The following is a 21,088-nucleotide window of genomic DNA, read 5'->3' on the forward strand; positions in this document are numbered from 1 at the left end:
GTGGAAGGACGCTGCAGGAAGGTGGCGGGCTTTTTGCGGCTGACATGGAACGTCCATTTGGGATCGAGATTGATGACGCTGGCGGGCGCCGTACTTCAGCCTCGAGGACAAGAAGCGAATGGTCGAAGAAGCCTGGCGCGACGGTGCATCGGTCTCGGGCTTGGCAACGAAGTATGGCATGGCACACGGCTGCTTTAACCCGAGACGAGCTCGGCAAGCTCGTCGGCCGCTTCCTGGATAGCGTGCGCGGCCGCTCGCTCGAGCCAAAGCCGACCGGCCACCGGGTTGTGCTCGCCGGCGAGCCCTTTAAAGAGATATCGGCTGAGCATGAGTTGGGCCTGGCCATGCCCACGCTCGGCAGCGGCTGCGAACCATTTCTGAGCCGCCGTCTGGTCGACCGGCAGGCCCTGACCGGTGCTGTACAGCGCGCCAAGGGCAAACATCGCCCCAGCGTGACCGCCGTCGGCGGCCCGCTCGAACAGCTGCACCGCGGCTGCTGGCAAGCGCGGGCCCCCGCGCCCGTTGAGCAGCATCTCGGCAAGCGCCACCTTGGCGTCTAGCACGCCGGCCTCGGCCGCTCGGGCAAACCAGACGCGGGCCTCTTTCGGTTCGGCCGCCACGCCGCGCCCATCCTGGAGGATGCGGGCGTACATATATTGCGCCTCGGCGACGCCGTCGGCCGCGCGCCGCAGCCATTGTGCCGCTCGACCTTCGTCCTGGCGCACGCCGACCCCCTTGGTGAAGCAGAGCCCCAGATTGAACGCGGCGATCAGGTCGCCCGACGACGCAGCTGCCTCGAACCATTCGGCAACGCTTGCGGTATCGTCCGGCTCGCCAGCTCCTCGGAGAACGAGATTGGCGAGGTCGACTTGGGCCTCCTGATTGCCGCCGTTTGCGGCAACGCGCAGCCAGCGCGCGCCCTCCTTATCATCCTTCGCAACGCCGTTTCCCGTCAGGTAGAGCGAGGCTATGGCACGAGCGGCGGCCTGGTGACCCGAATCGGCCGCCCGCCGATACCAGGTGGCGGCCTCTGCAAAATCCGGCGGCCGGCTCTTCACGTGACGATCGCCGAGGAGATACGCCGCCTCGATGTTACCCCCCAGCGCGGCACGCCGCATCCAGGCCTCCCCGGCCGTGGGATCCTGGTCGACGAGGCTGCCGTCGATCAGCGCCAACCCCAACCGGAACTGGGCCGAGGGAAGGCCTTTTTCCGCAGCTGCCTGGTATAGTCGCGCGGCGGCTGCATGGTCGCCTGTGACGCCAAGCCCATGCTCGGTGAGGACGGCGAGAAGGTAGATTGCGGTCGGCAAGCCAGCATCGGCCGCGCGCCGTACCTCGTCAGCGATCCTTGCCCGTTCCGCCAGCCCACCCCGCCGTGCCAGCGAAAGCGCAAAACCGAGACATCCTTCGGCGCAGCCGGCCGCCGCCGACCGCTCGTACCAGCCATGCGCCGCATCCGCGTCGCGCATCGGTTCGGGACCGCTGGTAAAGATGTAACCGAGGATTGCCTGACCGGTCGCGGAGCCTGCCTCGGCCGCTTTGGCGGCAAAGCCGAGTGCTGCCACGAAGTCTGGCTCACCAGGGGAGTCTTGTTCGAACAAGCGTTCCGATTCGGAGCCCTTGCCATCAGCTTCCGCTGTCGCCAATCCGGTCACGTAAAGTGCTGCGAGGAGCGCCCGCGCATCGGCGCTCTCGTGGTTGGCCGCCCGCCGCAGCCAGCGCGTCCCTTCGGTGCGGCTCGGCGGCACGCCCGAGCCTTCGAGATAGCAACGCGCGACCCGATACTCGGCCTCGGCGATCCCCGCGCGCGCGGCGATCGCCATGAGCGGAAAGGCTTCCGCGGATCTGCCGCTGTCAGACAACTGAATCGCCCGGCGCAATGCTGCCGCCGGGTTGGCGAAACCAGTCAGCCGATCCAGAATTGTCATCGATACGAGCCCTTGATTCCTCCGTCTGTCGCTTATTGCGCCGGAACCTACGGCTCCCGCATCGCTTCCTGGCCAATCGGGAGCATCGCGCCCAGAATGTATTTGAGCACCGTGCGCCGGCCGACCTTGACGTCCGCAGTCACCGGCATGCCAGGGCTGACGGTGAAGCCGGCGGGTACTCCGTGCAGCGCGACCTGGTCTATGGAAATGCGCGTCCGATAGAACGGCCCGGCGTCCGAAGGCAACATGGCCAGGGAGTTGTTCGGGTCGCGCGCTTGCTCCTGCGCTGAGAAGGAATCCGGACTGAGGGTCCGCACCGTACCGTGGGCGAGGCCGTACTGCGAATACGGGAAGGTGTCGAACTTGATGACCACGGGATCACCGACGTGAACGAAGCCGCTGCTGCGGCCGACGATGTTTGTCTCGATCTCGAGCGGCGCGTCGGCCGGCACCAGCGTGATCAACCGTTCGCCCGACTGCAGGACCGAGCCTACCGAGACCTTCGCCACCGACTGGACGATGGCGTCCGCTTCGCTCTTCAACTCGACCAACTGCTTGCGCAGCTTTGCCTTGTTGAGAAGTTCGCGGGCATCGGAGATCCGCGAGTTGGCCTCCGACAAGCTCTGTGAGACTTCCGCGCGCCAATTCTGGATATAGCCATCGCGTTCGGCGGCCACCGCCGCCTGCTGGCGCTTGGCGGCTTCCGATGTTTGCTCCGCATTGCCGAGCGATCGGGACATTTCCGCCGAGTTGTCCTCGGCGAGAAGGGTATTGAGGCGGCTCCCCACCTCTCTTGCTTCCAGCTGCTTGCGCATCTGCTCTATGGAGGCCGCGACGGCAAGCCGCTGGCGGTAGCCGTCGGCGTCGGATTGTGAGCGCAAGATCACGGAACTGAGTTCGTCACGCTGCCGGTCAAAACTCTCGAGCTTGGCGTCGTAGACCGCCTTGCGCCGATCGAAGATCGACGCCTGCAGGGTCCAACTCGGGTCGAGACCGTCGTAGTTGAAGGTCTTGCCATCGGCTTCTGCCTTCAACCGCGCCACTTCGGCTTCAAGCGTCGCGACCTGCGCCGCGAGTGCTGCGAGGTCGGCCGAGGCGAAGGTCGCATCAAGGCGGGCAAGCAATTGACCGGCTCGTACGCGCTGTCCTTCCCGCACCTCGATGGAACGGACGATCGCTGTCTCCAGCGGCTGTACAATTATGGTGGGCGACTGCGAGACCACCAGCCCTCTCGTCGTGACAACCTGATCGACCGGTATCAGTCCTGCCAGGGTGATCAAGGCGATGACCAAACTCGAAATGACCCAGACGATACCGCGCGCCGCGCGCGGAATGGGCGCATTGGCGACCGCCGTCGACGGCCACTGGAACTCGAGAATCGCCGGTGTCGTCGGATCGCTCGTTTTCGTCCGACGCCAGCGGGCGGGGCGAATGGTGAGGGAGGTGCTACTCATGGCTTACCGACCCGAAGTACAGGTGGCCTTTGTTGACTCGGACCATTCAATCCCATCCATTCCACCCTCAGCATGCGCCGATACGCTTTTCGGCCGCACGACATCGTCAAATCAACCGCGGCGGAACGGCTACCGGGCGGCCGTGATGGCCATCGAGGTGTCGGTTCTGCTGCGACCACAACTGGCGATAGAGCGCACATCGTTCGAGCAGGATCGCGTGCGGTGCGACGTCGAGGACCTTGCCCTGCTCCATGACCAGGATCTGGTCGCACTCGGTCAGCGAGGACAACCGATGCGAAACGATGATCATCGTGCGCCCGCGGGCGATGCGCATGAGGTTGGCGCTGACAACCGCCTCGCTCTCTGGGTCGAGTGCGCTGGTCGCTTCGTCGAGGATGAGGATCGTCGGATCGTGGATGAGGGCGCGCGCGATCGCCAGCCGTTGCTTTTGACCGCCCGACAAGTTGGGCGAACCTTCCTCGATGTAGGTGTCATAGCCATTCGGCATTCGCTCGATAAATTCTTCGGCGCCGGCCAGATGCGCGGCACGCATGGCGTCGGAAAGCGTCAGGCCTGCGCGCCCGGCGATGATGTTGTCGCGGATCGACCCGCGGAACAGGAAATTGTCCTGCAGCACCACGCCGAGCCCCTGGCGAAGGTGGCGAAGGTTGATTTCCTTGAGGTCGACGCCGTCCAGTTTGAGGAAGCCGCTGTAATCGCGATTGATCCCCTGCAGGAGACGCGCGATCGTCGATTTTCCCGAGCCGCTGCGCCCGACAATGCCGAACATGGTGCCTGCCGGAATGTTGAAGCTGACCCGGTCGAGCGCGGGCGTCTTGGTGCCGATATAGCTAAAGGTCAAATCGCTGAACGTGACCTCGCCGACGAGCCTTGGACTCAAGCCGAGGGAATTCGAACTGCTCTCCAGCGGCCGGTTAAGGACCGACGCCGCCTCGCCGATCGCCGCGCCGACTTCCTCGTAATCTTCGATCAGCCGCGCCAGCCCGACCAGCGGTTGCGCGACGCGCTGGGAGATCATCATGAAGGCGAACAGGCCGCCGACCATGTAACCAGAAGTATCGTTCATCGCGAGATAGGCGCCGATCAGCATTGTGCCGAGCACCATCACCCGTTCGACCGGCGTAACCAGGGTCTGCGGCCAACTGGCGAACTGCCCGAACGCGAGACGCGCCCTTCCCGCTTCCGCCACTTGCTCGTCCCAAAGCGCCTTGCGTTGCGGCTCGAGACCTAGCGCCTTTACCGTCTTGATGCCGACGACTGTTTCGCTGAGCGCCGCCGACTTCGACGTCTCGGCGTTGATCACCCGCTGGTACCTCCGGCGCAGCGGCCTGAGGAAGGCGAGGATGATCAGCACGATTACGCCCGCGCATGCAAGCACGATCCAGGCGAGCTTGGCGTTGATGTAGAACATCACCGGTACCAGCACGCAGAGCGTGATCAGATCGAGGAATGTACTGAGGAGTTTGCCGGTCAGGAATTCGCGGATGCGATAGACCTGGGCGAGATGGTACATTGTCTCGCCGGCCGGATGACGCTCGAAATAATCGAGCGGTAGGCGCAGGAGCCGGCTGAAAACGTGCAGTTGCAGCTTTGTGTCCAGACGAGCTCCAACCACGTTGATGATCAGTCGCCGCGCGTGTCCGAGCAGCGTCTCGTAGGCGAAGACCACGGCGATTATGGCCGACAAGAGCAACAGCGTCGAGACGCTGTTGAACTGCAGCACCTTGTTGACCACCGTCATGACGATGAGCGGCGGCAGGATGGTAAGGACGCTGAGCGTGAACGAGGCAATGGCGACGTCGCGCAGGGGCCGGCTTTCGTGCCGCACCAGTTCGACGAGCCAGCGAAGGGTGAAAGGCGCATCCGCCGCAACATAGGATCGCGCCTGTCGCAGCAGCACCGCCTCGCCCGTCCACACCTGCGACAGCCGCAGCTCGTCGATCGCGGTGGCTTGGCCGTCATCAGGCGCGTCCGCGCTTTTGAGGAAGACGACGTTGCGCTCGGCACTCGCCCCGGTGAGGATACCTGCTCCGCCATCGCTGAACAGCAGAACGACTGGTCCGGTATCCTGGAAGCGCAAGAGGTGGGACCAGCGAATGCGGACGGCGCGAGACCACATACCGCCGTTCTGCGCCCACTCGGACAGGTCACTGGCGGTTGGAATCGAGCTTGCGCTCGCTGCCCTGAATTCGTTCGGGTCGAGTTCGACCCCGTGATAGCGGGCGACCCGCAGCATGGCCTTGAGACGCGGCCCGACCTGGTCAAACTCGGCGGGACCACCGGGAATCCGCCCCATTTCGCTATTTTCGCCGACCTTGCCGGTCGCGTCGGCTTCGATGCCGGCGCGGATCGGCACCGGCTGGATTTCGGCATTCAGAGGGATGTTCACCATGGACTTCCCTTCCGATACGCAGGCGTCAGGTCAACAATGCCCCGGGCGGACCGTCGCCGCCGGGATTTCCGGCGGCGCTGAATATATCCCGAGCTGGTCGGCCGCACGAGCCCCTTGCCCATTTGGCGATGGCGAACGCGCAGGCCTTGCTTGCCCGCAAAGCCCGCGCGCCCGTTTCTCAGCCTTGGACCGGTTTCCATCATGGTCTGTCCGGTCACCATTCCTGCTCACTCATGCGGCTTCAGAATATCCTTCAGAGCCTTGTTCACTGTGTCGTCGCTGTTGGCGTAGCCGGCGCCATGCTTGGTGTGGTCCGAGGTCAGGTCGGTGCTCGCACCCAACGGCTTGTTCTGGTTCTGACCTCCCCTGATCGTGTTGAGAACATTCAGGAGGTCGGTCGACACCGTGCTGGCCGCCATGCCGATGAGCTGGCGGACCGACCCATGGCTGACGCCACCACCGTCTGTCGACCCGGATTGCAGGAACTGCGTCGTGTCCTTGAGCCCGAGCGAGCTAGAGGTGACGTTGGCCTTGTGACCGTTACCCGGTGTGCCATCGGCGTCGGTGCCATCATTGCCGCGTCCTTTCCCCGGATTGCTGCTGTCGTTGTGATCAGGATCATTGCCGTTGCCGTTGTTGCCATGGTGATGGTGATGGTCATGATCACCGGTCTCACCGCCTGGGCCGGTCGCGCCGGTCGACCCTGTCGGACCAGGCGCACCTGTCGAGCCTGTCGCTCCAGTATGACCCGTTGCACCAGTCGAGCCGGTCGCTCCAGTCGAGCCAGTCGAGCCAGTCGAGCCGGTTGCACCTGTCGCACCGGTCGAGCCTGTCGCACCTGTCGAACCAGTCGAGCCAGTCGAGCCAGTCGAGCCAGTCGCACCGGTCGAGCCAGTCGAGCCAGTCGAGCCAGTCGAGCCGGTTGCGCCCGTCGAGCCAGTCGCACCGGTCGAGCCCGTCGCTCCAGTATGACCTGTTGCACCCGTCGAGCCGGTTGCACCAGTCGAGCCGGTCGCACCGGTCGAGCCCGTCGCTCCAGTATGACCTGTTGCACCCGTCGAGCCGGTCGCACCGGTCGAGCCGGTCGAACCCGTCGCTCCGGTTGCGCCCGTCGAGCCAGTCGCACCGGTCGAGCCCGTCGCTCCAGTATGACCTGTTGCACCGGTCGAGCCGGTCGAGCCAGTCGCACCCGTGGTGCCAGTTGCACCGGTCGAGCCCGTCGCTCCAGTATGACCTGTTGCACCCGTCGAGCCGGTCGCACCGGTCGAGCCAGTTGCACCAGTCGAGCCTGTCGCACCAGTCGAGCCCGTCGCTCCGGTATGACCTGTCGCACCGGTCGAGCCGGTTGCACCTGTCGAGCCCGTCGCTCCGGTATGACCTGTTGCACCCGTCGAGCCGGTCGCACCGGTCGAGCCCGTCGCTCCGGTATGACCTGTTGCACCCGTCGAGCCGGTCGCACCAGTCGAACCGGTTGCACCAGTCGAGCCTGTCGCTCCCGTGGAGCCGGTCGAGCCGGTCGAGCCGGTTGCGCCCGTCGAGCCAGTCGCACCGGTCGAGCCCGTCGCTCCAGTATGACCCGTTGCACCAGTCGAGCCGGTTGAACCAGTCGAGCCTGTCGCTCCAGTATGACCCGTTGCACCAGTCGAGCCGGTTGAACCAGTCGAGCCTGTCGCACCGGTCGAACCAGTTGCTCCGGTCGAGCCAGTTGCACCGGTCGAGCCGGTCGAGCCAGTCGCACCCGTGGTGCCAGTTGCACCGGTCGAGCCCGTCGCTCCAGTATGACCTGTTGCACCCGTCGAGCCGGTCGCTCCGGTCGAGCCCGTTGCACCGGTCGAGCCTGTCGCTCCGGTCGAACCAGTCGAGCCAGTCGAGCCGGTTGCGCCCGTCGATCCCGTCGCTCCGGTCGAGCCGGTCGCACCGGTCGAGCCAGTTGCACCAGTCGAGCCTGTCGCTCCGGTCGAGCCCGTCGCTCCGGTATGACCTGTTGCACCCGTCGAGCCGGTCGCACCGGTCGAGCCAGTTGCACCAGTCGAGCCGGTCGAACCAGTCGAGCCGGTCGAGCCGGTCGAACCAGTCGAGCCGGTCGAGCCGGTATGACCTGTTGCACCCGTCGAGCCGGTTGCACCCGTCGAGCCAGTCGCACCGGTCGCACCCGTGGTGCCAGTTGCACCGGTCGAGCCAGTCGCTCCCGTCGAGCCGGTCGAGCCGGTCGAGCCGGTTGCACCGGTCGAGCCAGTCGAGCCGGTTGCACCGGTCGAGCCCGTCGCTCCGGTATGACCTGTTGCACCCGTCGAGCCGGTAGCACCGGTCGAGCCAGTCGCACCAGTCGAGCCCGTTGCACCTGTCGAGCCAGTCGAGCCTGTCGCACCGGTCGAACCAGTTGCTCCGGTTGCTCCGGTTGCTCCGGTCGAGCCAGTCGAGCCGGTCGAGCCGGTCGAGCCTGTCGCACCGGTCGAGCCCGTCGCTCCGGTATGACCTGTTGCACCCGTCGAGCCGGTCGCACCGGTCGAGCCAGTCGCACCAGTCGCACCAGTCGCACCGGTCGAGCCCGTTGCACCTGTCGAGCCAGTCGAGCCGGTCGAGCCTGTCGCACCCGTCGAGCCGGTTGCACCGGTCGAGCCAGTCGCACCAGTCGAGCCGGTCGAGCCTGTCGCACCGGTCGAACCGGTTGCTCCGGTCGAGCCGGTTGCACCGGTCGAGCCCGTCGCTCCGGTATGACCTGTTGCACCCGTCGAGCCGGTCGCACCGGTCGAGCCAGTCGCACCAGTCGCACCAGTCGAGCCCGTTGCACCTGTCGAGCCAGTCGAGCCGGTCGAGCCTGTCGCACCCGTCGAGCCAGTCGAGCCGGTCGAGCCTGTCGCACCGGTCGAACCGGTTGCTCCGGTCGAGCCAGTTGCACCGGTCGAGCCGGTTGCACCGGTCGAGCCCGTCGCTCCGGTATGACCTGTTGCACCCGTCGAGCCGGTCGCACCGGTCGAGCCAGTCGCACCAGTCGAGCCCGTTGCACCTGTCGAGCCAGTCGAGCCGGTCGAGCCTGTCGCACCGGTCGAACCGGTTGCTCCGGTCGAGCCAGTTGCACCGGTCGAGCCAGTCGCACCAGTCGCACCAGTCGAGCCCGTTGCACCGGTCGAGCCAGTCGAGCCGGTCGAGCCTGTCGCACCGGTCGCACCAGTCGCACCAGTCGAGCCCGTTGCACCTGTCGAGCCTGTCGAGCCAGTCGAGCCTGTCGCACCGGTCGAGCCAGTCGAGCCCGTTGCACCTGTCGAGCCTGTCGAGCCAGTCGAGCCGGTCGCACCGGTCGCACCGGTCGAGCCAGTTGCACCGGTCGAGCCGGTTGCACCGGTCGAGCCCGTCGCTCCGGTATGACCTGTTGCACCCGTCGAGCCGGTCGCACCGGTCGAGCCCGTTGCACCTGTCGAGCCAGTCGAGCCGGTCGAGCCTGTCGCACCGGTCGAACCGGTTGCTCCGGTCGAGCCAGTTGCACCGGTCGAGCCGGTTGTACCGGTCGAGCCCGTCGCTCCAGTCGCACCAGTCGAGCCCGCTGCACCTGTCGAGCCAGTCGAGCCGGTCGCACCGGTTGCACCGGTCGAGCCAGTTGCACCGGTCGAGCCGGTTGCACCGGTCGAGCCCGTCGCTCCGGTATGACCTGTTGCACCCGTCGAGCCGATCGCACCGGTCGAGCCAGTCGCACCAGTCGAGCCCGTTGCACCTGTCGAGCCAGTCGAGCCAGTCGCACCGGTCGAACCAGTTGCTCCGGTCGAGCCTGTCGCACCGGTCGAGCCTGTCGAACCAGTCGCTCCGGTCGAGCCAGTCGCTCCGGTCGAGCCAGTCGAGCCGGTTGCACCAGTCGAACCTGTCGAGCCAGTTGCACCGGTCGAACCCGTCGCTCCGGTCGAGCCTGTCGCACCGGTCGAACCAGTCGCTCCGGTCGAGCCGGTCGAGCCGGTCGCACCGGTCGCACCGGTTGCTCCGGTCGAGCCCGTCGCTCCGGTATGACCTGTTGCACCCGTCGAGCCGGTCGCACCGGTCGAGCCAGTCGCACCAGTCGAGCCCGTTGCACCTGTCGAGCCAGTCGAGCCAGTCGCACCGGTCGAACCAGTTGCTCCGGTCGAGCCTGTCGCACCGGTCGAACCGGTCGAACCTGTCGAGCCAGTCGCTCCGGTATCACCCGTGGCGCCAGTCGAGCCGGTTGCTCCGGTCGAGCCTGTCGAACCAGTCGCTCCGGTCGAGCCAGTCGCTCCGGTCGAGCCAGTCGAGCCGGTTGCACCAGTCGAACCTGTCGAGCCAGTTGCACCGGTCGAACCCGTCGCTCCGGTCGAGCCTGTCGCACCGGTCGAACCAGTCGCTCCGGTCGAGCCGGTTGCACCGGTCGAACCTGTCGAACCAGTCGCTCCGGTATCACCCGTGGCGCCAGTCGAGCCGGTTGCTCCGGTCGAGCCAGTCGAGCCGGTCGAGCCGGTTGCACCAGTCGAACCGGTCGAACCAGTTGCTCCGGTCGAGCCTGTCGCACCAGTCGAGCCGGTTGCACCAGTCGAACCTGTCGAGCCAGTCGCTCCGGTATCACCCGTGGCGCCAGTCGAGCCGGTTGCTCCGGTCGAGCCAGTCGAGCCTGTCGAGCCTGTCGATCCTGTTGCACCGGTCGAACCGGTCGAACCAGTCGCTCCGGTATCACCCGTGGCGCCAGTCGAGCCGGTCGCACCAGTCGAGCCGGTTGCACCAGTCGAACCTGTCGAGCCTGTCGATCCTGTTGCACCGGTCGAACCGGTCGAACCGGTCGAGCCAGTCGCTCCGGTATCACCCGTGGCGCCAGTCGAGCCGGTCGCACCAGTCGAGCCGGTTGCACCAGTCGAACCTGTCGAGCCAGTTGCACCAGTCGAACCTGTCGAGCCAGTCGCTCCGGTATCACCCGTGGCGCCAGTCGAGCCGGTCGAACCAGTCGAGCCGGTTGCACCAGTCGAACCTGTCGAGCCAGTCGCTCCGGTATCGCCCGTGGCGCCAGTCGAGCCGGTTGCTCCGGTCGAACCTGTCGAACCTGTCGAACCTGTCGCTCCGGTATCACCCGTGGCGCCAGTCGAGCCAGTCGAGCCGGTCGCACCAGTCGAACCAGTCGAACCAGTCGAACCAGTCGAGCCAGTCGCTCCGGTATCACCCGTGGCGCCAGTCGAGCCGGTTGCTCCGGTCGAGCCAGTCGAGCCGGTTGCACCAGTCGAACCTGTTGAGCCAGTCGCTCCGGTATCACCCGTGGCGCCAGTCGAGCCGGTCGAGCCGGTCGAGCCGGTAGCACCAGTCGAACCTGTCGAGCCGGTTGCACCGGTCGAGCCAGTCGAGCCAGTCGAGCCGGTTGCACCGGTCGAGCCAGTTGCACCGGTCGAGCCGGTTGCACCGGTCGAGCCCGTCGCTCCGGTATGACCTGTTGCACCCGTCGAGCCGGTCGCACCGGTCGAGCCAGTTGCACCAGTCGAGCCCGTTGCACCTGTCGAGCCTGTCGAGCCGGTCGCACCCGTCGAGCCGGTCGAGCCCGTCGCTCCGGTCGAGCCAGTTGCACCTGTCGAGCCGGTCGAGCCGGTCGAACCAGTCGAGCCGGTCGCGCCCGTGGCTCCAGTTGAACCTGTCGCGCCGGTTGTTCCCGTGGCGCCAGTCGCACCTGTGGCTCCGGTCGAGCCAGTCGCGCCGGTTGTTCCCGTGGCGCCGGTCGATCCAGTCGCACCGGTCGAACCAGTCGCACCCGTTGAACCTGTGGTGCCGGTCGCTCCCGTCGCGCCGGTCGAGCCGGTGTGGCCGGTGGCTCCTGTTGGACCAGTCGCGCCGGTTGCACCTGTGGCTCCGGTCAAGCCCGTGGCTCCGGTCGAACCAGTTGCGCCGGTCGAGCCCGTGGCACCAGTGGCGCCGGTCGCACCAGTGTTGCTGGCTGAAGAAACTCCGGTGAGAGTAAAGACACCGTCGGAATTACTGGCTGGGCCAGGAGTAACAGTGTTGTTACTTAGATTAAACGTACCAGCCGCAATAACAGACCAACTGCTATTAGGGTCTGTGTCATTTTGAACAAGAGCTGTTATAGTATAAGTTCCGCTTGCCGGAACATTAACAATCATAGCGACAGATGCGAATTGAGCAGCTGCCTTTGATGGCAGCGTAAAACTATCGACAATGACGTTAGACGAATTCGTGATATAATACTGCACTGCCTTCTGGCTGATGGAGCCAGCAGTATCGAGTGATCCAGTAAGGGTCACTTCAAGACTCAGCACACCTGCGTAACTTGCCGCCCCCGCGTCGGTCAGCGGCGGCGCAACCCGCGCCTTAGGTGATATCGCCAAGTCCCACCGCCCGCCCAGCGCTTCGGCGCCCACCAGCACTACGGCAGCCGATACATCGGCGCCGGTCGCTTCGGAGAGAGCCTCTACAAACGCTTCCCCCGCCGCGCCGCAGCCGGTCTCGCAACTCCAGAGCCGCAGGTCGCCTTGCTCGGCCAAGGCCCTGCCGATGGCGGCCAGGTTCTCAGCGTCGCGCGCCAGAGTCTCGGTCGACCACTCGCCTGAGCCAAAGCTGACCCGCCCCGGGGCGCCGTGCGCCAGGACGTGCACCGCGTCAAGTTCCTTGCACCCTTCGAGAGCCTCCGCCATCTGCCGCGCCGCGGGCCGGCGTTTGTCGAGGACGACGGCTCGTACTTCGGGCCGCACGTTTCTCAGAGCGGTTTCGAGATCAGGGATAGAAGGGTCTACAAAGAGGATTTCCGAGGCACGGGCCATCTCAGGCTCCTGTTTGACTTCGAATTCAACTCAAGGCGTAGCGGCACGCAGGCCTGGCCGGCGTGGCCACGGGAGAAGGCATGGAGGTTGGGCGGTCATCTTCCGGATGGCCCAACGGCGCCGCTCGGACGATCAGCAACGGGTTTGCCCACACTGAGGAAACTGGAGGCCTGAAAATTCCCGCCGTCGTCAAACGTACCGATCGCAAGAGTGGCGACGGTACCTGGAACCCTGACGGTGAAAGCGACGGATTGGCTGTGCTTGGCAGCGTTGGGAAGAACGATCTGGCCTACGATCGCGCTTTTGGCGGTATCCAAAATAAAGTAATTTACGTTCCCGGTCGTATTGCCGATCGGCAAAATGCCCGTGACGGTGACTTCAATGGCCGCTAGCACTGCTGCGTAGCTCATCATACCCTCCTTTGTCAGCGGCGGCAGCGCCGCGGCGTGTCCTGTTCGCACCCTTAGTTTCCAGTCGCCGCCGAGCGTCCGCGACCCAATGAGGCCAGTCGCAGCCGCAACCGACGCTCGAGTTGCGCGCGACAGCCCATCCGCGAAGCATGGCCCCGCGGCGCCGACGCCCACGTCACAACTCCACAGCCGCAGGTCGCCAGTAGGACCGAGCGCCTGGCCGATAACGGCGAGGTCGGCCGCATCGTCCTGCAGCGTCTCGGTCGCCCACTCTCCGGCCGCGAAGCTCACCCTCCCGGGTGCGCCGTGCGCGATGACGTGCACCGCGTCGAGGCCGCCGCGATCTTCGAGCGCAACCGCCATCTGCCGTGCCGGCGGCGCCCTCCGGTCGAGAACGATCGCCTCGACCTCCGGCCTCAGGTTTCGCAGGATCGTGTCGAGATCGGATACCGCGGAATCGACGAAAAGGAGTTCGGAGGCGCGGGCCACGGTGAGATCCTGTCGGTTCCGATTGGGTTCAAACTGAAAGCACCCGCCGGCAACGCTTGGCGTGGCTGGGTCGAGCGGGCGGGCAGACTCCGCACGGCTAACGGCGCCGTGGGATCGAACAGCGCCGCATTCGTTTTCGTGGAGATCATCATCGAAACAGGGAACCCGCAGTGGCTTGTCGGATGTGGCGGCCAAGGACGGATGCCGACCGATCCGCGTGTCCGAGCGATCGGTAACGGCGTCGTGGCGATCCTTCCCAGTACTTGGCTGCAAATTGATCTTGCGCCTATCGAACCCGAGGGCTGCATCACAGCTCCGCCGGTCGGCAGGCGATAACATCCGTCCCACTACTCAATCCCTCCCCGGGTCACGCCGATGGCTCGGCGCCAGCTCGTCAGGAAACTCCGGAAAGAGAAATCCGTCGTCATTCAAACGAATGACGTGCAGCAACGCGGCATCCGCGAAAATCGAGGTCGTCATCGCTAGGCTGCTGGCTTGCCGAGGATGGCTGCGAGCCTGACCGCGTTACGCGCCAGCACGCCGGATTCCTCGCCAAGGCGGCGGCGTGACGATTGCTACGGCGACCTGCTCAATCTTGACGGCAGCCCGCAAATGGCGGTGAAGTAAGGTAAGGGAGGCGGCACTTAGCCGACAGTCACATTGAGAGCCGACAATCCGCAGATGACAAACGGCAAGCGCCTCTGCCTCAACATGATCGTGAAGAACGAGATGGCAAACCTGCAGCGCGGTCTCGGCGCGGTCGTCGACCATATCGACTGCTGGGTCATAGGCTATACCGGCTCGACCGATGGTATCCCGGATTTCATCAAATCGTTCTTCGCCGCCCGCAACCTGCCGGGCGAGTTGCATGAGTTCCCCTTCCACAATTTCGAGCAGGCGCGTAGCAAACACCGCTCCGCTGAGGCATTAGCATGAGCACCATCGGCCTATGCATGATCGTCAAGAACGAGGCGAAGGTCATCCTGCTATGCCTCGCCAGCGTGCTTCCCCTTGTCGATTATGTGCTCATCGTCGACACAGGTTCCGAGGACGGCACGCAAGAACTCATCCGTGGCTTCCTCGCCGCTCACAATGTCCAGGGCGCTGTCATTGACGAGCCGTGGCGGGACTTCGCATACAACCGTACCTTCGCCCTTGACCGGTTGCGAGAGGTCGAGACTGTCGACTATGCGATGATCATCGACGCGGACGATGTCCTGATCCGGGACCCCACCTTCGATCCAGTCGCATTCAAGTCGCAGATGGAACACGATTTATACGACGTTGAAGTGTCTCATGGCGGCATTTCGTTTTATCGCCCTCAGATCTGTCGGAACCGACTGACCTTCTCCTTCAAGGGCGTACTGCATGAGTATCTCGAGGCCCCTCCCGGCCCTATCACACGCCAGACTGCCAGGGGTTTCAGTGTAGCAACGGGACATGGAGGAGCGCGCAGTCAAAATCCACGAAAGTACCAGGACGACGCGGCCGTTCTTGAAAATGCACTTGCCACGGAGACCGACCCCTTCCTTGTTTCGCGATACACTTTCTATTTGGCGCAGAGCCACAGGGATTCCGATGAACGGGAAAAATCACTAGCGAACTATCTGAAGCGCGCCGATCTGGGTTTTTGGGACGAGGAGGTCTATGTCAGCCTGCTCGAGGCGGGCAACCTCATGGCAGCGCTGGGACGGCCATTCGACGAGGTCATTGCCGCCTTTGAGCGTGCGGCGCAGATCGTTCCCGCCCGCGCGGAGGCTCTTCACGCCGCGAGCCTCTATTGCCGCAACAAGGGCCGGAATGCGGAAGGAACCGAATTTGCGCGTCGAGGACTCGACCTTGCCCAACCCGCCGGACTTTTCATACAGCCCTGGGTCTACGATTACGGACTGCTCGACGAGTTTGCTGTCAATGCCTACTGGACAGGCGCTTACCGGGAATCGCTCGACGCCTGTCTGAAATTGCTCGCGACCGAAAAATTGCCGGCGGAAATGGCGAAGCGTGTGGTGGCCAACGCGCGTTTCGCAACCGACAAGCTTCCGGTTCATGAGCCGCCGAAACTCGGGGCGTTCGGGACCGAGAGCTTGATCGATCAGCACAAGCTTGTCCGGCAGCGTTCGTTCCGGTCGCGCATGAAGGGCACGCCACGCATCCTTGTCGCAATCCTGGCGAAGCAGAAGGAGCCGGCTCTGCCGCTTTACCTCGAGTGCATCGAGGCGCTCGACTACCCGAAAGCGTCGATCGTCCTGTACATCAGGACAAACAACAACACCGACAGGACCGAGCACATATTGCGCGAATGGGTGGATCGTGTGGGCCACCTCTATGCGGCGGTTGAATTCGATGCCTCCGACGTGGTCGATAGAGTCGAGCAGTTTGGCGAACACGAATGGAACGAGACACGCTTCAGGGTGCTTGGCCGAATCCGCAACATAAGTTTGCGGAAAACTCTTGAGCACGGCTGCGATTTCTATTTCGTTGTCGACGTCGACAATTTCGTGCGGCCGGCCACGCTGCGAGAGCTTGTTGCGCTCGACTTGCCAATCGTCGCACCCCTGCTTCGCTCTATCTCGCCCGGCCAATACTATTCGAACTACCACGCTGAGGTCGATGCGAACGGCTACTATATGCAGTGCGATCAATATGGATGGGTGCTCAACCGCCACGTGCGCGGCATTATCGAGATGCCGCTCGTGCACTGCACCTATCTAGTCCGCGCCGACGTGCTGACCGAACTGACATACGAGGACGGCACATCGCGGTACGAGTACGTCATCTTTGCCGACAGCGCCAGGAAGGCCGGCGTCGTCCAGTATATGGATAACCGACAAGTCTATGGCTACATCACCTTCGGCGATGGCCAATACCATGTGAGTGACGGGATCGAGCGCGCTCGATCCCTGTTGCACGGTGCGGGCGACACCCCCGCATTCACTGGCGCCACGTCCTCTGTCTCCGGGCCGGCGCCAGTTCGACCTGTCGAGCCGACGGGTTCGCCGAAAATTCACCTGATAAACCTCGACCGCAGCGTCGAGCGCTGGGCCAAATATCGAGATAGGAACCCCCATCTGGCGAACAATACAATTCGTGTATCGGCCGTCGACGGAGCGTCCATCGATAGGTCGGCCTTACAAGCCTTGGTAGACGATGGAGTGATTGCCGATGATTGCGGGTATCTTCCGGGCGCCTTGGGATGTGCTCTATCCCACATCAATTTGTGGAAATTAGCGGTAGCCGAGAATCGACCAGTTACGATTTTCGAAGACGACGTTTATTCATCATTTAATTTTGTCGACGAGTCGAGAAGTATTCTATCCAAGGCCCCACAGGACTGGGATATAGTAAAATGGGGATTTAATTTTGATCCCTTGTTTTTGTGGGTTGAACCTTGATTTTTCCAAAGCCAAGATGGAGTTCTACGATCGGCGGCACAAACAAATTCCGGCTCAATTTCAATCTGAAAGCTATCCAAGATCTCTTTTCCGGCTGAATCATTCCTTTGGCTCGATGGCCTATTCGGTAACTCCAACGGGCGCTCAAGTACTTCTTGATAAATGTCTGCCGCTACGAAAAAGGCTTATTCCGATTCCTGGCACTGGAGTAATCCTAGACGATATAGGCATCGACTGCGCAATGTCCGCCGCGTATGACTCGATGAAGGCTTTCGTTTGTATGCCGCCGCTCGTCATCCATGATGACGAGCGGGCGTCAGATCGGACAGACGCAGATCAACGAGGGCCGAGCTAGTTTGTCATTGGAAGCACAACAGACCGCCATTAGCTCGACGCGCATGCGCGAGGGAAGATGAAGATACTGACAAAGCCCGCCTACGGGGCGTTGGGGTCTCGATGCTGTCGCACGCCAATGTCGACGCGACGAGTAATATTCGATCAGGTGCTAAGGTCGGCGAAAGCCAGAACCTTCGCTGGCAAGCATCGGTGGAGCCGGCGCAACAGGGGTCTACCCGCCTGGAGCGTCGCGGGCTGCAGAAATTGTAGCAGGTAAGATACTAAGCCCTCGGGAGAACGGCGTGAATATCGCAGGTCACATCACACTTCTCGTTCACCCAGGGATGGTGAAGGTGCTCGCAAGCTTGATTCAAATGCTCGCCGATGGGCTGCGTGAGATTTCCATCGAAACTGATATCGTCCATGAGTTGCCGCAGGGGTTCAACGGGCAGGCAATCGTACTAGGTGCAAACCTGTATGGAGAGGTTGGCTTGGCCCATTTGCCAGCTAATTCTGTCATATTTAACGTTGAAAATCATACGTCTGACTGGATGTCGAGCGAATACACTAATACACTTCGTCGATTTTCTGTTTGGGATTTTAACGAGTCCAATTCACTATTTCTATCTGAGAGAATATCTCGACCAGTACACTACTTTAAGATGTTCTATGTGGGCGGACTTTTAAGAATACTTGATACAAACGACGATATAGATGTCCTATTCTACGGTTCTTTTAATGACAGACGATCTAAAATACTTGATGAAATGCGCGCGCGAGGGCTGCGCGTTGAAGCCGTGTATAACGTATTCGGCGACCAGCTTGACCGGCTTATCGCGCGGTCGAAAGTGGTACTCAATTTGCACTTCTATGATAGCGGGCAGCTTGAAATCATTCGCGTTTTCGATCTGTTGGCGAACAAGCGCGCTGTAGTAAGCGAAGTAAACTCGGGTGAACTGGTGGATGCCGATTTGGCCAGCGCCTTTGTTGCAGCCACTTACGAGAACCTTGTCGATGTGACCGAGGCGCTAGTTAACGACCCAGATCGACGTCATAAAGTAGCAGCAGCAGGGTTCGAGGCATTTAGTCAACGCCGCGCCAAAGAAATACTTCCTGAAGCACTAGCCTGGAGTGATTTGCCGCGCCTTCCGGGCGATATGGTAATCGGCAGTGGCAAGATGTACGATCCACACTTGCTCAATATCGACATTAGCAGCCAATGGAATCCTGATATTGTCGCCGATATATCAGATCCGGAGCTATTGACCCGAGAATTTATATCAAGGCGCTTTGGTGCTGTTCGCCTCCGACCGGAGCTGGTTGTGAGTATAACTGCTCAAAACGTACTTGAGAAAATTCAAAACCTAGTTGTCGCTATGAAAAATTGCTTGGAACTATTAACATATGGCGGCGAGCTTAAGGTATACGTCCCTTACGATCTATCGTACGGTGCTTGGCAAGATCCCACCAATGTGCACGCCTTTAATGAGCGGAGTTGGTACTACTATTGCGAATGGCACTGGTATCTCGGCTGGACCGAAGCTAGATTCGATTTGATTGAGCAGACCTTTCACTATAGTTCCTTGGGGCGCGAGCTGGCAGCACGAGGCGTTTCACATGACGAGATTTTGCGTAGCCCGCGGGCGGTAGACGAGATACATGTGGTGCTGCGCAAGCGGCAACTAACTGGGGCAGAGCGTGCCCATGGGCGCCAAATGTGGGGCGACATCCGCGCGTGAAATTCGATGCAAGCTGTCGATGAGGTGCATTCGATGACGCAAAGCACGCCCGATGATTCCCGCGAAGCCTTCGCGCGTATTTACCAAAGCAACGAGTGGGGCTCCGCGGAATCGCGCTCCGGACTCGGTTCAGCGTACGCGACGACACATCGCGTGCGAACCGTATTGCCGATGCTTTTGCGCGCACTGGATGTGAAGTCCATGCTCGATGCGCCCTGCGGCGACTTCAACTGGATGCGCTTCGTCGACTTGGGCAAAACGCACTACATCGGTTGCGATATCGTTCCGGAAGTCATCGAAACGAATCGCATGCGATACGCGGATCGCGAATTCCACGTGCTTGATCTGGCTGCCGAACCGCTGCCGAATGTCGACCTCGTTTTTTCACGCGACTGTCTGCAGCATCTGACCGAGCCCGATATCTGGCGCGCGCTGCGCAACTTCAAGAAATGCGGCGCACGCTGGCTGTTCACCTCAAGCCATTCGACCTCGGCACAGGACATTGCGCCGGAACCGGGCGGATTCGGATTTCTCAACTTACAGCAACCGCCATTCTCGTTGCCGCTGCCACTCCTGGTCATGCCGGAGGAACACTACGCATCGAAGGCGATGTGTCTGTGGGACATGACGCAAATCGGTGCATGAGAAACCCAGTGCCACTACCGATTCAAATGCTCGTCGCCGCTGCGAAGCCAACATACCAACTTACACACTGCCTTAAGCGTTGTTCGACGGTTGTGGGGTTGCGGTACGCCCTGCGATGGGCGCCAAGAAGTAATTGTTGCCCAACGGAAAAGTTTGTTGGACAAAATAAAATAATGAAGCGCGTCACCCTAGGAGAAAGTTCCCGATGACGCTCCGGTCACACAGGCGACAGTTTGGCATACTAGTGGTTTCCGCCTGACATAAGAGTCCGGATCGGGATTCCCTTTTGGCTGAGCGCGTGCGAGTCTGCGGTATGCGCACAGGAATATCTCTCACCGTCTCGCCTTCTGACCATCGGCGTTTGGTTGCCCTGGTCAAAGATCGTAACAGCCCGCAGAAGCATGTGTGGCGCGCCGAGATCGTGCTGTTGAGCGCCACCGGCGCCGGCACGATCGAAATCATGGGGCGGACCGGCAAATCCAAGACCTGCGTGTGGCGCTGGCAGGAGCGCTTCGCCACGGAAGGCTTCGAGGGGCTGCTGCGCGACAAGACGCGTCCCTCGCGCATTGCGCCGCTCGGGCCTGAGATCGCTGAGCGCGTCGTGGCGCTGGCGCTCGACGACCCGCCAGGGGAAACGACGCACTGGACCGCCGACATGATGGCCAGGGCCGCCGGCATCAGCGCCAGCGCGGTGCGCCGCATCTGGAAGGCGCACGGGCTGCAGCCAAACCGCTGGCGGCAGTTCAAGCTCTCCAACGATCCGAAATTCATCGACAAGTTGCGCGACGTCGTCGGCCTCTATGTCGATCCGCCGGCCCACGCCATCGTGCTGTCGGTCGACGAGAAGAGCCAGATCCAGGCACTGGACCGCACCCAGCCCGGCCTGCCCATGAAGAAGGGAAGGCTCGGCACCATGACGCACGATTATAAGCGGCACGGCACCACCACGCTGTTTGCCGCTCTCAACGTGCTCGACGGCGCCGTCATCGGCCGCAACATGCAGCGTCACCGCCACCAGGAGTTCATCCGCTTCCTCAACGCCATCGACACCGAGGCGCCGGCCGGCAAGGCGGTCCATGTCATCCTCGACAACTACGCCGCTCACAAGCACCCCAAGGTGCGTGCCTGGCTCGACCGCCATCAGCGCTTCACCTTCCACTTCACGCCGACCTCATGCTCGTGGCTCAATGCCGTCGAGGGCTTCTTCGCCAAACTCTCCACGCGTCGTCTCAAGCGAGGCGTCTTCCACTCCGTCGTCGACCTCCAGGCGGCAATCAACCGCTTCGTGGCAGAGCACAACCAGCAACCCAAACCCTTCACTTGGACCGCCGATCCCGACAAAATCATTGCTGCCGTCAAACGTGGGCACCAAGTGTTAGATTCCATCCACTAGCTGCCGTCTCATTGGCTACCAGCTTGGCACCAGGTCGCTCGCGGAAAGGCTACGCGGCTATGTCTCCCCCACCTTCCTCGACCGGCCCTCAGCCAACCCTCCTCACCGCCCCCATCGAGCTTGCCGGCGACTGCGGCCAC

Annotated in this window: 15 protein-coding genes and 1 pseudogene; 9 read left to right on the forward strand and 7 right to left on the reverse strand. The window is 62.5% G+C overall.

Annotation, left to right across the window (positions count from 1 at the left end; genetic code table 11):
• Window positions 1-194: 194 nt before the first annotated feature.
• From BPNPMPFG_RS11330 to BPNPMPFG_RS11345, 4 genes are all read right to left on the reverse strand, one after another.
• Window positions 195-1,928, reverse strand: coding sequence for a tetratricopeptide repeat protein (locus BPNPMPFG_RS11330; protein ID WP_258595423.1), 1,734 nt, complete (start codon window positions 1,926-1,928; stop codon window positions 195-197).
• A gap of 47 nt (window positions 1,929-1,975) precedes the next feature.
• Window positions 1,976-3,208 (reverse strand): HlyD family type I secretion periplasmic adaptor subunit, encoded by a 1,233-nt coding sequence (locus BPNPMPFG_RS11335; protein WP_258595424.1) that lies wholly within the window; start codon window positions 3,206-3,208, stop codon window positions 1,976-1,978.
• A 280-nt stretch (window positions 3,209-3,488) separates the two neighbouring features.
• Window positions 3,489-5,795 carry a peptidase domain-containing ABC transporter gene (locus BPNPMPFG_RS11340; protein ID WP_258595425.1) on the reverse strand — a complete coding sequence of 769 codons (2,307 nt, stop codon included), beginning with the start codon at window positions 5,793-5,795 and terminating at the stop codon, window positions 3,489-3,491.
• 227 nt (window positions 5,796-6,022) lie between these two features.
• Window positions 6,023-6,214 (reverse strand): hypothetical protein, encoded by a 192-nt coding sequence (locus tag BPNPMPFG_RS11345; protein WP_258597103.1) that lies wholly within the window; start codon window positions 6,212-6,214, stop codon window positions 6,023-6,025.
• A 332-nt stretch (window positions 6,215-6,546) separates the two neighbouring features.
• Between BPNPMPFG_RS11345 and BPNPMPFG_RS42850 the strand changes: the two genes are divergently transcribed.
• From BPNPMPFG_RS42850 to BPNPMPFG_RS11375, 3 genes are read left to right on the forward strand one after another with little or no spacing between them, the layout of a single operon-like run.
• On the forward strand, window positions 6,547-8,097 hold the full coding sequence (locus BPNPMPFG_RS42850) for a hypothetical protein (protein WP_263013311.1): 1,551 nt from the start codon (window positions 6,547-6,549) through the stop codon (window positions 8,095-8,097).
• 33 nt (window positions 8,098-8,130) lie between these two features.
• Window positions 8,131-11,076: a hypothetical protein gene (locus BPNPMPFG_RS42855; protein WP_263013312.1), complete on the forward strand. Its 2,946-nt coding sequence runs from the start codon at window positions 8,131-8,133 to the stop codon at window positions 11,074-11,076.
• A 24-nt stretch (window positions 11,077-11,100) separates the two neighbouring features.
• Window positions 11,101-11,721, forward strand: coding sequence for a hypothetical protein (locus tag BPNPMPFG_RS11375; RefSeq protein ID WP_258595426.1), 621 nt, complete (start codon window positions 11,101-11,103; stop codon window positions 11,719-11,721).
• A 376-nt stretch (window positions 11,722-12,097) separates the two neighbouring features.
• On the opposite strand, the pseudogene BPNPMPFG_RS11380 reads toward BPNPMPFG_RS11375, so the two are convergent.
• The 3 genes and pseudogenes from BPNPMPFG_RS11380 to BPNPMPFG_RS11390 form a co-directional block, all read right to left on the reverse strand.
• Window positions 12,098-12,544, reverse strand: a pseudogene (locus tag BPNPMPFG_RS11380) (DUF4347 domain-containing protein); the annotation flags it as partial.
• A gap of 95 nt (window positions 12,545-12,639) precedes the next feature.
• Complete coding sequence (locus BPNPMPFG_RS11385) at window positions 12,640-13,443, reverse strand: DUF4347 domain-containing protein (RefSeq protein ID WP_258595427.1); 804 nt, start codon at window positions 13,441-13,443, stop codon at window positions 12,640-12,642.
• A 351-nt stretch (window positions 13,444-13,794) separates the two neighbouring features.
• Window positions 13,795-13,923, reverse strand: a complete 129-nt coding sequence (locus tag BPNPMPFG_RS11390) for a hypothetical protein (protein WP_258595428.1) — start codon at window positions 13,921-13,923, stop codon at window positions 13,795-13,797.
• Window positions 13,924-13,947: 24 nt separating this feature from the next.
• Here BPNPMPFG_RS11390 and BPNPMPFG_RS11395 point away from each other — a divergent pair, with 24 nt between their 5' ends.
• The 6 genes from BPNPMPFG_RS11395 to BPNPMPFG_RS11420 all read left to right on the forward strand — a co-directional run bounded on the left by BPNPMPFG_RS11395 (window position 13,948) and on the right by BPNPMPFG_RS11420 (window position 20,948).
• Complete coding sequence (locus tag BPNPMPFG_RS11395) at window positions 13,948-14,070, forward strand: hypothetical protein (RefSeq protein WP_258595429.1); 123 nt, start codon at window positions 13,948-13,950, stop codon at window positions 14,068-14,070.
• Window positions 14,071-14,124: 54 nt separating this feature from the next.
• Window positions 14,125-14,379 (forward strand): glycosyltransferase family protein, encoded by a 255-nt coding sequence (locus BPNPMPFG_RS11400; RefSeq protein ID WP_258595430.1) that lies wholly within the window; start codon window positions 14,125-14,127, stop codon window positions 14,377-14,379.
• The gene (locus BPNPMPFG_RS11405) at window positions 14,376-16,835 is read left to right on the forward strand and encodes a glycosyltransferase family 2 protein (RefSeq protein ID WP_258595431.1); all 2,460 of its coding nucleotides are present in this window, start codon (window positions 14,376-14,378) and stop codon (window positions 16,833-16,835) included. The genes BPNPMPFG_RS11400 and BPNPMPFG_RS11405 overlap by 4 nt, the downstream gene beginning before the upstream one ends.
• Before the next feature lie 638 nt (window positions 16,836-17,473).
• Entirely contained in the window at window positions 17,474-18,910 is a 1,437-nt protein-coding gene (locus BPNPMPFG_RS11410) for a glycosyltransferase family protein (protein WP_258595432.1), read from the forward strand.
• A 6-nt stretch (window positions 18,911-18,916) separates the two neighbouring features.
• Window positions 18,917-19,555: a class I SAM-dependent methyltransferase gene (locus BPNPMPFG_RS11415; RefSeq protein WP_258595433.1), complete on the forward strand. Its 639-nt coding sequence runs from the start codon at window positions 18,917-18,919 to the stop codon at window positions 19,553-19,555.
• Between the two features lie 313 nt (window positions 19,556-19,868).
• Window positions 19,869-20,948, forward strand: a complete 1,080-nt coding sequence (locus BPNPMPFG_RS11420) for an IS630 family transposase (RefSeq protein ID WP_258590135.1) — start codon at window positions 19,869-19,871, stop codon at window positions 20,946-20,948.
• Window positions 20,949-21,088 lie beyond the last annotated feature (140 nt).

It is taken from the genome of Mesorhizobium sp. AR07 (genome assembly GCF_024746815.1).
Lineage (GTDB): Bacteria > Pseudomonadota > Alphaproteobacteria > Rhizobiales > Rhizobiaceae > Mesorhizobium.

Coding starts and splice junctions, on each gene's coding strand:
- BPNPMPFG_RS11405 (WP_258595431.1), top strand. CDS start 14,376: ATGAGCACCATCGGCCTATGCATGATCGTCAAGAACGAGGCGAAGGTC.
- BPNPMPFG_RS11415 (WP_258595433.1), top strand. CDS start 18,917: ATGCAAGCTGTCGATGAGGTGCATTCGATGACGCAAAGCACGCCCGAT.
- BPNPMPFG_RS11345 (WP_258597103.1), bottom strand. CDS start 6,214: ATGGCGGCCAGCACGGTGTCGACCGACCTCCTGAATGTTCTCAACACG.
- BPNPMPFG_RS11420 (WP_258590135.1), top strand. CDS start 19,869: ATGCGCACAGGAATATCTCTCACCGTCTCGCCTTCTGACCATCGGCGT.
- BPNPMPFG_RS11340 (WP_258595425.1), bottom strand. CDS start 5,795: ATGGTGAACATCCCTCTGAATGCCGAAATCCAGCCGGTGCCGATCCGC.
- BPNPMPFG_RS11395 (WP_258595429.1), top strand. CDS start 13,948: ATGGCTGCGAGCCTGACCGCGTTACGCGCCAGCACGCCGGATTCCTCG.
- BPNPMPFG_RS11390 (WP_258595428.1), bottom strand. CDS start 13,923: ATGACGACCTCGATTTTCGCGGATGCCGCGTTGCTGCACGTCATTCGT.
- BPNPMPFG_RS11400 (WP_258595430.1), top strand. CDS start 14,125: ATGACAAACGGCAAGCGCCTCTGCCTCAACATGATCGTGAAGAACGAG.
- BPNPMPFG_RS11330 (WP_258595423.1), bottom strand. CDS start 1,928: ATGACAATTCTGGATCGGCTGACTGGTTTCGCCAACCCGGCGGCAGCA.